We start from the raw sequence: 12,749 nt of genomic DNA, 5'->3' as shown, positions 1-12,749 counted from the left end.
CTTGATCAGCGTTGCCCTAATCTATCTGCTCCAGCGTGGTCTGCAGTTGCGCGGTGTGGGTCTGCTGAGCGCGTTCCTGCGCCGCCAATGCCGTGCGCCAGTGCTGCGCCGTGGTGCTGGCGCTGGTCTGGAAGCCATGCGTGATGCCGTCCAGCTGTTGCTGCACGGCTTGCGTGAAATGTGCCTGCAATGCGGCGGTGTCGCGCGAGATGCTGGCCATGATGGCTTCCATCGCCGGCTGCAATGCCGCACCGACCGCCCGTGCGCTCTCGGCGACACCGGCTTGCAGCGCGTGTTCCATTGCCGTGGCCAGCCGCGTATACGCCGCTTCGCTCTTGGCGTGGAAGTCGGCCTGCTGTGCGGCCAGGCGTTCTTCGGCAGCCAGGCTGTGCTGTTCGATGGTGTGCATCAGCGTCTGCAGCCGGTCGATTAAGGCAGGCATCAAGGCGCTTTGCTGCTGCTGTAGCTTGAATGCTTCGCCACGTCGATGCGCGTCCGAATGCGGGTGCAGTTCGGCAGCGATCTTCAGATCCAGCCGTTGCACCGCCTGCAGGCGCTCGCGCCGGCACAGCGCCGACAACAAACCGAGCATGGCCGATGTCGCCACACCGGCGATGGAGGTGCCGAACGCGAAGGCCAGGCCTTCCACCGGTGCTGCGAGCGAGCCGCGAATCGCCTGCAAATCGGTGGCGCTCTGCAATGCAAAGCCGGTGCCCTTGAGCGTGGCCATCATGCCGAGCAAGGTGCCGAGCATGCCGAGCAATACCAGCAAGCCGACCAGATACGGCGTCAGCGCCGGTGCCGGCAGCGCCACGCGCTCGCCCTTGATGCGCAGGCGCACCGCATTGCGCAGGCCAGGGTGAACTGTTTGTAGCCAATTGCTCAGGGAAGAAGGCGCCGTGGTCAACCTATCTACGGCCGCTTCCAGCGTCGCAGTGGCCTGGCGGTAGCGATACAGCTCCAGCGCGCCGGCCACATAGCAGGCGCCGATCACCACCGCGACGCAGGCGCCGAGCGGGTTGGAGCCGAGATAGCCGATGCCGACCCAGCAAACCGCCAGCAGGCCGACGAGAAACACACACACGTGTACGAGAGTTCTGAACATGACGTCCCAGTTAGCGGGTACGAAGCGCTGCAAGCAGGCCTTCGATCGGGTGAAAACGAACATCCAGCTCGGCGAGCAACACGCTCTGCATGTCTTTGCGGAAGATATCCAGCCAGCCGTCGGGCACCGCGCGTGGCGCGGCCTCGTCATCGGTCGGCCGGTGGTGCGCCTGTGCAGCATCGCGCAGGCGTTCGAAATGTGCGCCGAGCAGGCTCGGTACGGTGTTCAACAGGCTCTGCTCGCGCGGGCTCAGGGTGAGCTCCATCACCGCATCCACTTCGGCCAACCGCGCCATGTCGGCGGAGACCAATGCGAGCAGATCGCGCAGGCGCCCGCGCAGATCGCCAGTGGCAGTGCGCATGGCGCGTTGCATGGCCAAGTAGTGCTGCCGAAACGGTGCGAAATCGGGCGCGCCTGCGAGCGCGGCGTTGCGCGCCTCGGCACGCACGCGCACAACCAGCGCGTCCAACTCGGCCACGCTGCTGGCGGCCAGGCCAGTGCGCACGCGCGCGCGCGCCTCCGCGTCGAGCGGGCGCGGCTCGGGCAGGTCGTCGGGGTCGGGCAGCTTGCCGTCCAGCGCCTTGGACACGGCCACCGCGCGCGTCCAATCGATCCACTGGCTCAGCCGCTCGGCCAGCGCGTGGTTGGACTGGGCGATGTGCGCGTCGCTGAGGCGAGCAAGCAGGCGAATGAACGCCGGGCCCGACAAGGGCGCCCGTGGAGACACTTTCGCCATTCTTCCGGTCAAAAACCGGGCATTTTACACGGGAACACCCGCAGGTCGGCACGTCGGGCGGGAGCGGCGAGCGAGCTGTCGGGCCCATGCGTGCTGGCATTCAGCCGGCCTGGGGTGGGCGGCGGGCCACGGGTGTGGCTGCCTGATGTGCGGCGCCGTTTCGCGACCGGCCGGTAGGCAGCCGTCAAGCAGTCCCAACAATAAAGTTCGTACGCAGACTACCGTGAGCCTTTGTAACCAATTCAGGTCCAGGCTTCCGGCCGTCCGGCTGACTCGGTTTTGTAAGGTGAATGGGTATAAGCTGCAGGCCGGGGAATCCCCCATCGAGGTACACAATGGACCGCTCCGGCATACAAGTGTCCGATCTGATGGTCTTGGAGCTGCGAGGGTTCCACGATGCCTATGGCAATGGGCCCGACTTCTGGGACGCCTACCAACGCATCATGGGCATCGCCGCGCAGGCCGGCGGCAACATGGTTGCCTTGGCCAACGAGATGGCCTCACTGGCACAAGGGCTTGGCGCGAACAAGCGCGCACAGCTGCTGTAACCGCCAATGTCCGGGCAGGGCGGTGACGCCTGCGCGGGGCGCATGATGTTTCAAGCACCGAGCCCGGCGAGAGGTACCTGGTTGCGCTGCTCCTGCCGTGCCACCCAGAGTTGCAGCTGCCGTGATTGCGTTGTTGAAGCTGATTGGCCGCCTACCTTGCATCGCGTCGGTGACCGCTGACCGATGCGCGTAGACGCCGATGGGGTAGCTGGCAACGCAGTACTTCACATGCCGCTTCGACCTGGCTGCAGACAAATGCGGGGCAGGCGGCCAATCGCCACCGCCCCTGCATTTCAGGCATTCGACTCGGTGACGGCCGCTGCGCGAAGCGATGCGCTCCTGTGTGATTGCCCCGGAGGCTTCGCGCTGCGATGGGCAGGTTGCATGCTGCAGATGCCGTTTCTGACAAGGCAGGCGCAAAACGCCTGCTGCCGTTGCGGCTTTAATCGGCCTCGGCGTCGGCGTCGGCTGCGACGGCCGGTCCGGCTGCAGCGGCTGGCGCAGCCTCCGGCGCGCCGCGTTTCTTTTCGCGACGTAGCGGCGTATCGCCCAGACGTTCGATCGCGCCGCCGGATTGCTGAAACGCTTGCAGATCGGCGGCCAATCGTTGTTCGGACAACCGCGGCTTGCCCGGCTGGTTACTGACGGTGATCGACTGGCGGCGGGAATGATGCATCGCAAATCCTCATGCGTTGTACAGCGTCAAGGGAATGCCCCGGCGGCGTTGATCGTCGTAGGTGGCACGCACGTCGCGGCAATACGGGCCGGACATGACGAAACGCCGGCAGATCGCCGGCCGCGTCTCGTAGATCGAGCAACACATGCGCGCAGCGTCGATGGCCACGCACCAGCCTTCTTCGTCGCGCGCCATCACATGCCAGCCTTGCGGCGTCACGCTGGTGAGATGGTGCGGGATACGGTCGGATGGATCGACCATGACGGTGAGCCGGCAGCAGACGGCGTCGCAGCGTTCGCAGAGATTGTCGATGGAAAGGGCCAGATGAAATGAGGGCGACACCGGATTCCTGCCGCCCGTGCACCATACACCCTGGGCGCGTCTGGATGTGAACCGACGGCGTGTCGTTGCATGGCCACGGTGCAGATGCAACTGCGCGGATCGACGGATACCTGACTTCGGCAACACCGCGGCTTGTGCAGCGCTGCGTGACCTCATCTGCGAAAGCACAGGTCACGCCACGGCGCCGCGCATGGTCGAGATGGAATTGTGATTGCGCCGCATCGGCAAGAGGACGAGACCGCACGTAATGCATTGCGTGGCCCGCCACCATGCAGATGCGGCACATGCGTTGCCTTTGTCGTTGATGAGCGAAGACGCTTTTCACCTGTGCCAACGCCGCGCACCGTAGCGTAGGGGCCCGCATCACGTCGTAGGAAAGTACATGAGCACATTCAACCAGATTCCTTCTGCGCACGATCAAGCCGAACACCGCGATCAAGTGAAGGACGACCAGGCGCAACACGAAAAGAAAAAGCAGGACGCGCTGCAGGACGAAGCCGTAGAAGAAACCTTCCCGGCCAGCGATCCGGTGTCCCCGTTCGTGCCAGCCAAGCCGCTGGATTGAGCCTATTCGCAGCATTTGACAGCTGTGCAAATGCAGACGGCGCGGTCGAAGATCGCGCCGTCTGCGTCCGCGCATTCATGCACTTACGGCGTGAGCACAACCTTGCGGCAATCGTCCTGCTTCTTGTCGAACAGTTCGTAGCCACGCGCTGCGTCAGCCAGCGCCATGCGGTGCGAAATGATCGAGCTTGGCTTGAGTTGACCATTGCCGATGCATTCCAGCAGGTGCGGCATATGCTTTTGCACATGTGTCTGGCCCATCTTGAAGGTCAAGCCCTTGTCGAATGCATCGCCAAACATGAAGGCGTGGATGAAGCCGGCATACACGCCTGGCACGCTCACCACACCGCAGCGACGGGTGGCTGCGATGCACTGGCGGATCGCCACGCCGCTGCTGCCTTCCAGTTTCAGGTTGGTCAATGCGGTTTCGATTGCGCTGCCTTCGGCCTCGAAGCCGACCGCCTCGATGCTGGCGTCAACGCCGCGGCCATCGGTTTGCGAGACGATCACATCGGCCGGGTCGTCGACCTGCTCGAAATTGATCGGAATCACGCCATAGGTCCTGGACGCAAAATCGAGCCGGTATGCGTGCCGGTCGACCATGAAGATGCGCTCTGCGCCCAGCATGCGGCAGCACGCTGCGGCCATCAGGCCCACCGGGCCTGCACCGAAGATCGCAACGGTCGAGCCCTGTGTGACGCCCGCATCGACGACGGCTTGATACCCGGTCGGCAGGATGTCGGACAGGAACAAGACCTGCTCATCGTGCAAGGCATCGGGTACCGCCAGCGGGCCGACATTGGCCTTGGGCACGCGTACGTATTCGGCCTGGCCGCCCGACAGTCCGCCGTACAAATGGCTGAAGCCGAACAGCGCGGCGGGCGGCCGCATGTCCTTGTGATCGATCGCTGCCCCCTTGCCGGTATTGGTGGTTTCGCACGCGGAAAATTCCTGCAACATGCAGTGGAAACAGCGCCCGCAGGCGACCACGAACGGAATCACGACCCGGTCGCCCGGCTTGACCGCCGTGACATCCGGGCCCACCTCTTCCACGATGCCCATGAATTCGTGGCCGAGAATATCGCCGGGGCGCAGGTCGGGAATCTTGCCACGATACAAATGCAGGTCAGAGCCGCAAATGGCAGTGGCAGTGACGCGCAGGATCAGCAGGATCAGGTCGTCGCGTTCGACCAATACCGGATCGGGTACGGTTTCAACCCGCACATCGCGTGAGCCGTGGTAGTTGAGGGCAAGCATGGCTGTTTCCTGGGGGACGTTAGGAAGCGGTAATGCCATGCAGTGTTCGTGCACCCGCGTTAAGCCGGTCAGCACGGTGCGTGGGCATGGTGTGGACGAGTTCGACTGCCGACGCGGCGTTGATGCGCAAGTCACGTCTGGATAACCCGCGCGCTCGCAGGCTCCTTCAACGCGCTGGAACGCATGCAGCATCGTCTTGTCTGCGCCAGCGACCCCGACAACCACTGAGCGCTGCGCACTCAGGCAAGCGCGACCAAACAGGAGACAGCAATGGGACTTTTCAAGATGGTGACCGCCGGCGCGGTGGGCTATGTGGCGTACAAGGCTTGGCTGCGTCGCCAGGGGCAGGCGAGCGATACCCAAGGCGAGCAGAGCTCGTTGCAAGACGCACCCGCGGTCATCGGTACCACGCCGCCGCACGACCCGTTGCGCGCTAGCGTGGGCGATGCCCGCGACCGAAAGCAGGCGCTCGGTGCGCTGGTAGTGTTCAACGAGAACGAACGCACGCTTGCGCAGCTGGCAGTGGTCAAGGGCGTGGAAGGAGAAGTGCTGGCATTCGCGCGCAAGATGGACGAAGCCCATAGCGCCGCATTGACGGACCTCAGCCGGTTTGCGCCGGACCGCAATGGCACACTTGGCCAGGCGGGCGCCGAGGGCGTCCGCAGGCGCCTGCAGGATCTGCATGGGCAGCGGTTCGAATCGCAGTATCTGCAAGCCAGTGTGGATAGTCACGAACAGGCGCTGGCCTTGCTGGACACGCAACTGAGCAGCGAGCCGGGCTCCAGCGACCTGGGTAAAGAGCTGCAGCGCGGACGCGGCACCATCGCCGAACATCTGGAACACGCCAAGGCGCTGCGCGCCAAGCAGGGCCAGCCTCACTAAACACAGATTACTATGCAATGCGTTGAGACAGCAGCGCTAGCAAATCATGTGAGTCGCTGGTGCCGCCGTCGGCTTACCAGTTGTCTATACGGGAGATCGCCATGGGCGAACCACAGGACGCAAATCGTCAACCCACCGACATGCACAACGTGAGCATCAACGAGGAATGGGAGTTGCAGTACTGGGCACGCGAACTGGGAATGTCCGAAGACGACCTCAAGCGCGCGGTGCAGGAGGTCGGCAACGTGACCACCAAACTGCGCGACTATCGACCACCGCATTGATGCGTTTGCAGGAAGTAAAACAGGCAGCGAAAAGCTGCCTGTTTTTTTTTTTGCGCGCCAGCGATTGCAAAGACGCGGATCGTTTTCCGAGGCCGACAACGCGTCTGACGCCATTGGCGTCGTATCAAACAGCAGCATGATGTGTTTGCCCCGCCACGCATCACGCAAGGCAACCAGCGCTTCCCAGTGCAATCACCTCACAGGGCTTCCGGTGCAGTCTCGAATCCGGCTGCCTGCCGCTGCCACAAACTGTCGAATACGCCACCGCGGCCGCGCAGTTCCGCAGGGGCGCCGTCTTCGACCACGCTGCCGTTCTGCAGCACCACGATCCGATCGAAACCAATCACAGTGGACAGGCGATGGGCGACCGCCAACACGGTGCGGTCGCGCATCAGGTGATCGAGCGCGGCCTGGATTTCCGCTTCCGATTCGGTATCCAGTGCCGAGGTGGCTTCATCCAGGATCAGGATGGGCGCGTCCTTGAGAAAGGCGCGCGCAATGCCCAGCCGCTGGCGCTGGCCGCCCGACAACATCACGCCGCGCTCGCCCACCTGGGTGTCGTAGCCCTCGGGCAATTGCCGGATGAAGCCATCGCAGAATGCATGCCGCGCCGCTTCGTGCACATCGGCATCGCTGGCATCGGGACGTCCGTAGCGGATGTTGTCGCCGATGCTGCGATTGAACAATGCGGTTTCCTGCCGCACCACCGCAATCCTTTCGCACAGACTGTCCTGGCTGACCCCGCGGATGTCCTGCCCGTCGAGCAGCACGCGTCCGGATTCCACATCGTCCAGGCGCTGGATCAGTGCAATCAAGGTGGACTTGCCGGCACCAGACGGCCCCACGATGCCCACCTTCTGGCCGGCCGGGATATGCAGGTTCAATCCCTCCAGTACCGCGGCGCGCTCGGGGTAGGCAAAGCGCACGTCTTCGAAACGCACATCGCCTTCGGCCAATGCCAGCGGCACGTCCGCATCGACGATGGCGTGCGGTTGCAGAATAATTTGCAAGGTATCGGCAATGGCGCCCAGTTGCTGGGTGGTGTCCACCAGGATCAGCGCCAGATCGCGCGAGCCATGCAGGATGCGGAAGGTCAGCGCACTCACCAACACCACATCGCCCGCACTCACCGCACCGGAACGCCACATGCTGATTGCCCAGATCAGCATGCCGCCGGCCATCAGCGACAGGCAGATGTCGTGAATCACCCGCGCCTTTTCCACGTACATCCAGCTACGCCGATGCGCCACGGCCTCGTGGCCGATCTGTTCGGCCAGGCGTGCGCTTTCGCGATCGCGCGCGGCGAATGCCTTGATCGTCCATACATTGGAAACCGCGTCCACCAACTCGCCGCCGACACGTGCGGCCGGCGCGGCGAAGCGTTGATGCTTGGCGCGGCCGCGAATGCCGAAGCTGGTGATGATGGCGGCCACGATCGCAATGAAGCCGACCAGCGTGGCGGCCATGCGCCAATCCATCGTCAACAGCAGCACGATGGCGCCGACGAAATCCACGATGGGCGGCACGATCTTCGAGGCCAGTCCACCGAAGATCTGCCCGGCAGCACTGCCGAGCGCGGTGATGCGGTTGTGCCCAGCGCACCGGCAAAATACTCGGTGAAATAGCGCATCGGGTGGCCGGTGAGATGGCGGAACAAATCCACGCGGATGTCCACCACGCTGGCCACCACGGTGCGGCAGCCCAGCCAGCCGCCCAGTCGCCACAGCAGGTTTTCCACCGCGATCAGGCTGATGAACAGGCCCAGCGGCAGCCACACGTTTGCCTGACTGCGTTGGTCGGTGGCCACTGCATCCATCAGCATCTTCATGCCGTACTGCACCGACACCGCGCAGCCGGCTGCGCCCACGATCAAGAGCAGCAAGCCACTGAAATGCCAGGGCCGTTGGCCGACGTAGTGCCAGAGAAAACGCGCCGGCGTGTCCGGCAACAGGGTGGAGTGGGCGGATCTGCTCACGTGGCGATGTCGGCCAGCGCGAACTGCGGTGCGCGCAGACCGAAACGGTCGTGCTCGTGGCGCAGCTCGTCGGCCAGGCCTGCATGCACCGGTCGCTCGCCGTGCTCGTCCGCATAGCCAAGCAAGCCGGTGGGGCAATGCCGGTTATTGTCCCAACCGGGGTAGTCCAGCACCGGATACAGACAGACACCTTCCATCGCAACGCCGTGCTGCATGGCCAGCGCAACCTCGCTACCGACGTGATCGAGCCAGGGGGCGCGTTGATCGGCTTCGGCCCCGGTTTCGGAGACGATCATCGGGCGGCGATAGCGCTGCCAGAATTCCAGCATGATGGTCGAGAACGGGCGGTGGTCGGGCGAGTTGCGCAGGATCGGCACCCCGCCTAGATACCACTGATTATCCGAGTAGCAGTTGAGGCCGATGATGTCCAGATACTCCGGCGCACCGCCGAGTCCTGGCCACTGTTTGCCGCAGATCATTTCCCAGGCTTCGAACTGCGCCAGACGCAGGCGCTCGGCCTCGCGACGCGGGCCGGGCCGGTCGTTGGACGGCACCACATGGATTGCAGGGTCCACCTGCAGGAAGCGCGCGCGGGTCCACCTGGCGTATCGCGTCGATCGCGGCGCGTACCAGCTGATGCTTGAGCTCGAAACCACGCCCGCGCGCCATCGGGTGCATGCGCGCGTGATCGCCGCCATTCCAGGCCCAGAACGAGATCTCGTTGAGCGGCGCGTAGAACGGCACCGCGTCGGAGGCGTCCTTGACGCACTGCGCGGCGGCGGCAGCAAAGCGGGCGAAGCGGTCGACGAACTGCGGCGTCTAGATGTCCACATCGTCCGGCCAGCCGTAATCGCACAGGTCCCAGATCACCTGCGTGCCCACGCTGTTGGCCGCATGCAGCATCGGCAGGAAGCTGGACCAGTCGTAATGCCCGGGGCGTTGCTCGATCAGATGCCAGCGCAGGCCTTGCGCGGACAACGCCGCATAGTCCTTGGCGGCCCAGCGGTCGTGCCTGGTGGCGGCAATCAGATCGAGCCTGTGCCCATCACGGCGGCGGTGGGTCGAACACTCGAACCCCGCCATGAAAAAACTCTCGAACGTTGTGGGGGTATGCATCCAACATCCTGCCGCGCGCGCCGCTGGCTTGCAGCGGTGCGTCGATAACTGCCACCCAGCGACGCTGCTGCAGGGCGGGGCGTGCGTGGTCAGACTGCCAGCTCGGCGCGCCGCTGTTCGGCGTCTTCGATGCGCTTGTACAAGGCCAGCGCCTGGCCAACCACCTGATCCATGTTGTAGTACTTGTATGTAGGTGCCCAGCCGTCCGAGGAAGGTCACCTTGGGCGTCTCGGCCGCCAGGCGCTCATAACGTCGATACAGCTCGGCGTTCTCCGCGCGGGGAATCGGATAATACGGGTCGCCCTCGGCCGAAGGATACTCGCGGGTGATGCTGGTTTTGCGATGTTGCTGGTCGGTGAGGTGCTTGTATTCGGTAATACGGGTGTAGGCCACCGCTTCGTCCGAATAATTGACCGTGGCCACCGCCTGGAAGTGCTCCTGATCGAGCGTGCTGTGCTCGAACCTGAGCGAGCGGTACGGCAGCTTGCCGTAGCAATAGTCGAAGTATTCGTCCACCGGCCCGCTGTACACCAGGTGGTCGTACTCCAGCTCGTCGCAGATCTCGCGGTAGTCGGTATTGAGCATCACCTTGATGTTGGGGTGATCGAGCATGCGCTCGAACATGCGCGTATAGCCGTGCAGCGGCATCTGCTTGCTGGAAGGCATCGGTGAAGTAGCGGTCGTCGTCGTTGGTGCGGGTGGGCACGCGCGAGGTCACCGACTTGTCCAGCTGCGAGGGATCCAGCCCCCACTGCTTGCGCGTATAGCCGCGGAAAAAGGTTTCGTAGAGCTCGCGACCTACCTGATTGATCACCACATCTTCGCTGGTCTGGATATCGGCTACCGGCTCGGCGCGGCCGGCCAGGAACGCTGCGGCCTGTTCTTCGGTTGCCAGCTGCAGGCCGTACAGACGGTTCAACGTGGTTATGTTGATCGGGATCGGCACCTGTTGCTCGCCCACCTGCGCAAGCACGCGATGCTCATACTGACGCCACTGGGTAAAGTTGGAGAGGTCATCCACGATGCGCTGCGCATTGGTGTGGAAGATGTGCGGACCATAACGATGGATCAGCACGCCGGCGTCGTCATGAAAATCGTAGGCGTTGCCGCCGATATGCGGGCGGCGGTCGACCACCAGCGCTCGCTTGCCGAGACCGGCGGCCAACCGTTTGGCCAACACGCTGCCGGCAAACCCGGCGCCGACGATGAGGTAATCGAAGCCGCGCCGCGCGTTGTCGCGCGTGCCACGGGCGGCCAGCGGCGTGGCGGACGGCGGGGTCATTGCCTCCAAGACAGTGTCTCCTTCATCAGATCGTAGGTATGGTCCCAGGACATATCGCCCAGCACGGCATCGGCGCTGTCGAGCAGGGAGTCGCGATCGGTACGGTCCTGCAGTGCCGTCTCGCAGGCGGCCACGAAGGCATCGGCGGTCGCGGCAATGCGTACCACGCCGGTGTCGCCATAGTTGCGCACCACGTCGTGGATTGGCGTGGACACCACCGGGCAGCCGCCAGCGAGGTATTCGGGCGTCTTGGTCGGGCTGATGAAGCGCGTGGAGGCATTCATCGCAAACGGCATCAGCGCCACCTCCCAGCCGGAGAGATACCCAGGTAATTCGTCGTAGGTCTTTCCGCCCAGATAGTGGATGTTGGCAGCCTGCGGTAGCTCGGAGGGGGCGATCTTGACCACCGGGCCAATCATCACGAATTGCCATTGCGGCCGCTGCGTTGCGATCGCGCGTAACAGCTCGACATCGAATCGTTCGTCGATGACACCGTAGAAGCCCAGCTGCGGATGTGCGATGCCGGCCTGGTCATCAGGCTCCTGCTGCGACGTACGCGCGGCGGCGAAATGCGCCACGTCCACGCTACTGGGAAACGCATGCGCATTGGCGTGCAACGCGCGTTTGGCCTCCCAAATGCTGTAGCCGCCGGTGAAGACCACATCGGCGCGCTGCAGCAGTGCGCGCTCGCGTTGCACCAGCTCCGGCGGCGCACCGCGAAAGGCCGACAGCTCGTCCATGCAGTCGTAAATGACCATGCGCGCGGTCAGATGCGCGCTTAAGCTCTGGCTCATCGGCGTGTAGTACCACAGCAGCAGATCGCGTACGCCAAGCTCGGCCAGGTAGCCATCCAGCAGGCGGCGTTGCACCTGCACGGCATCTTCGCCCTCACACCCGGCGGGCAGGCGCGGCACCAAGACGTGCACGCCGTGCTCTTCGCCACGCACCTCCAACCAGGGCTCGGCGGCATCGCAGGCGATGGGCTCTTCCCAGAACAGCACATTGGCATCGCGTGCAAAACGCGACATCAGGTGTTGCGGGCGCTGATAGACAAAACTCCAGCGCAGATGCGACCGGCACAATAGCGTGGGCCGCGCCGGATCGAACTGTGGCGTGCTGTTGGATGGAATCGAGGGGCGGGTCTTGCCGATCGCGTATTGGAACTGACCAGCCCAACTCATGGAATGCCCTCGTAGGAAAGAAACGGGTCGTTGCGCATCACGCGCGGGAGAAAGCATCGGCGACCACTCGCGTGCGCACCGGCTCGCTGCGACGGCGCGTGTCCGGGCTGGGCGACAGCCGGCGCGCTGGTGCCGGCAGCTCGCGCGCACTGTCGCGCTCGGGCACGACCGCCGCGGTGCGCTGGCGCGGCAGACGCGAACCGGTATAGCCGTCCGGATGCATCGACTGCCAGCGCCAGGTATCGCGGCACATGCGGTCCAGGCCGTATTCGGCGGTCCAGCCCAGCAGCCGGTTGGCCAGCGCGGTACTGGCGAAGTACACCGCCACGTCCCCATCGCGGCGCGGCGCGATGCTCAGCGGAATGCGCCTGCCACTGGCGCGCGCGAATGCGGCGGCCACCTCGCGCACGTTGTAGCCGCGCCCGGTGCCCAGATTGCCCACCAAGCCCTTGCGCTCGCGCTGCAGGTAATCGATGGCATCCCCATGCGCGCGCGCCAGATCCATCACATGCAGATAGTCGCGCACGCCGCTGCCGTCGTCGGTGGGGTAGTCGTCGCCGAACACCTGCAGGGCCTCGCGACGTCCCACTGCCACCTATGCGATGTAGGGCATCAGGTTGTTCGGCACCCCTCGTGGGTCTTCGCCAAGATACCCGCTTGGGTGCGCACCCACCGGGTTGAAGTAGCGCAGCAACGCCGCGTTGAAGTCCGGCCACGCGGCGCTGAGGTCGCCGATCATTTCTTCCATCATCACCTTGGTGCGCCCGTAGGGGTTGATCGCCTTCAATGGCGCGCTTTCGT

General features: G+C 64.2%; 9 protein-coding genes and 5 pseudogenes. 4 read left to right on the top strand and 10 right to left on the bottom strand.

Going from position 1 to position 12,749, the window contains the following annotated elements:
* Window positions 1-22: 22 nt before the first annotated feature.
* Together XAXN_RS12415 and XAXN_RS12410 are read right to left on the bottom strand one after the other, a co-directional pair.
* Window positions 23-1,105: pseudogene (locus XAXN_RS12415) on the bottom strand (DUF802 domain-containing protein); the annotation flags it as partial.
* A gap of 10 nt (window positions 1,106-1,115) precedes the next feature.
* The gene (locus tag XAXN_RS12410) at window positions 1,116-1,841 is read right to left on the bottom strand and encodes a DUF3348 domain-containing protein (protein ID WP_054319762.1); all 726 of its coding nucleotides are present in this window, start codon (window positions 1,839-1,841) and stop codon (window positions 1,116-1,118) included.
* Between the two features lie 335 nt (window positions 1,842-2,176).
* On the opposite strand from XAXN_RS12410, the gene XAXN_RS12405 reads away from it, so the two are divergent.
* Entirely contained in the window at window positions 2,177-2,389 is a 213-nt protein-coding gene (locus XAXN_RS12405) for a hypothetical protein (RefSeq protein WP_042823876.1), read from the top strand.
* A 442-nt stretch (window positions 2,390-2,831) separates the two neighbouring features.
* Here the strand turns inward: XAXN_RS12405 and XAXN_RS12400 are convergent, their stop codons facing one another.
* Window positions 2,832-3,065, bottom strand: a complete 234-nt coding sequence (locus tag XAXN_RS12400) for a hypothetical protein (protein ID WP_054319761.1) — start codon at window positions 3,063-3,065, stop codon at window positions 2,832-2,834.
* Between the two features lie 9 nt (window positions 3,066-3,074).
* The gene (locus XAXN_RS21430) at window positions 3,075-3,497 is read right to left on the bottom strand and encodes a YkgJ family cysteine cluster protein (protein WP_134980657.1); all 423 of its coding nucleotides are present in this window, start codon (window positions 3,495-3,497) and stop codon (window positions 3,075-3,077) included.
* 292 nt (window positions 3,498-3,789) lie between these two features.
* Between XAXN_RS21430 and XAXN_RS22515 the strand changes: the two genes are divergently transcribed.
* Window positions 3,790-3,972: a hypothetical protein gene (locus XAXN_RS22515; RefSeq protein WP_042823874.1), complete on the top strand. Its 183-nt coding sequence runs from the start codon at window positions 3,790-3,792 to the stop codon at window positions 3,970-3,972.
* An 83-nt stretch (window positions 3,973-4,055) separates the two neighbouring features.
* Here XAXN_RS22515 and XAXN_RS12385 read toward each other — a convergent pair whose 3' ends face one another.
* On the bottom strand, window positions 4,056-5,228 hold the full coding sequence (locus tag XAXN_RS12385) for a zinc-dependent alcohol dehydrogenase (RefSeq protein ID WP_054319760.1): 1,173 nt from the start codon (window positions 5,226-5,228) through the stop codon (window positions 4,056-4,058).
* Between the two features lie 270 nt (window positions 5,229-5,498).
* Here XAXN_RS12385 and XAXN_RS12380 point away from each other — a divergent pair, with 270 nt between their 5' ends.
* Window positions 5,499-6,110: a DUF4142 domain-containing protein gene (locus tag XAXN_RS12380; protein WP_054319759.1), complete on the top strand. Its 612-nt coding sequence runs from the start codon at window positions 5,499-5,501 to the stop codon at window positions 6,108-6,110.
* A gap of 80 nt (window positions 6,111-6,190) precedes the next feature.
* Entirely contained in the window at window positions 6,191-6,394 is a 204-nt protein-coding gene (locus XAXN_RS12375) for a DUF3606 domain-containing protein (RefSeq protein ID WP_174515524.1), read from the top strand.
* A 197-nt stretch (window positions 6,395-6,591) separates the two neighbouring features.
* Here the strand turns inward: XAXN_RS12375 and XAXN_RS12370 are convergent.
* From XAXN_RS12370 to XAXN_RS12350, 5 genes and pseudogenes are all read right to left on the bottom strand, one after another.
* A pseudogene (locus tag XAXN_RS12370) lies at window positions 6,592-8,369 on the bottom strand (ABC transporter ATP-binding protein).
* Window positions 8,366-9,485 (bottom strand): annotated as a pseudogene (locus XAXN_RS12365) (beta-glucosidase). Before XAXN_RS12365 ends, XAXN_RS12370 begins: the two co-directional pseudogenes overlap by 4 nt.
* 89 nt (window positions 9,486-9,574) lie before the next feature.
* Window positions 9,575-10,767: pseudogene (gene glf / locus XAXN_RS12360) on the bottom strand (UDP-galactopyranose mutase).
* Window positions 10,764-11,948 (bottom strand): glycosyltransferase family 1 protein, encoded by a 1,185-nt coding sequence (locus tag XAXN_RS12355; protein ID WP_054319758.1) that lies wholly within the window; start codon window positions 11,946-11,948, stop codon window positions 10,764-10,766. Before XAXN_RS12355 ends, glf begins: the two are co-directional and overlap by 4 nt.
* 37 nt (window positions 11,949-11,985) lie before the next feature.
* A pseudogene (locus tag XAXN_RS12350) lies at window positions 11,986-12,749 on the bottom strand (NAD-dependent epimerase/dehydratase family protein); the annotation flags it as partial.

The organism is Xanthomonas axonopodis, assembly GCF_001304695.1.
Lineage (GTDB): Bacteria > Pseudomonadota > Gammaproteobacteria > Xanthomonadales > Xanthomonadaceae > Xanthomonas > Xanthomonas axonopodis.
The sequence above is the reverse complement of the archived record's forward strand: the minus strand, read 5'-3'. Positions and strand labels throughout refer to the sequence as shown.

Bases quoted from the DNA above. Each gene is read 5' to 3' on its own strand.
- XAXN_RS12405 (WP_042823876.1), top strand. From the start codon at position 2,177: ATGGACCGCTCCGGCATACAAGTGTCCGATCTGATGGTCTTGGAGCTG.
- XAXN_RS12380 (WP_054319759.1), top strand. From the start codon at position 5,499: ATGGGACTTTTCAAGATGGTGACCGCCGGCGCGGTGGGCTATGTGGCG.
- XAXN_RS12400 (WP_054319761.1), bottom strand. From the start codon at position 3,065: ATGCATCATTCCCGCCGCCAGTCGATCACCGTCAGTAACCAGCCGGGC.
- XAXN_RS12410 (WP_054319762.1), bottom strand. From the start codon at position 1,841: ATGGCGAAAGTGTCTCCACGGGCGCCCTTGTCGGGCCCGGCGTTCATT.
- XAXN_RS22515 (WP_042823874.1), top strand. From the start codon at position 3,790: ATGAGCACATTCAACCAGATTCCTTCTGCGCACGATCAAGCCGAACAC.
- XAXN_RS12355 (WP_054319758.1), bottom strand. From the start codon at position 11,948: ATGAGTTGGGCTGGTCAGTTCCAATACGCGATCGGCAAGACCCGCCCC.
- XAXN_RS12385 (WP_054319760.1), bottom strand. From the start codon at position 5,228: ATGCTTGCCCTCAACTACCACGGCTCACGCGATGTGCGGGTTGAAACC.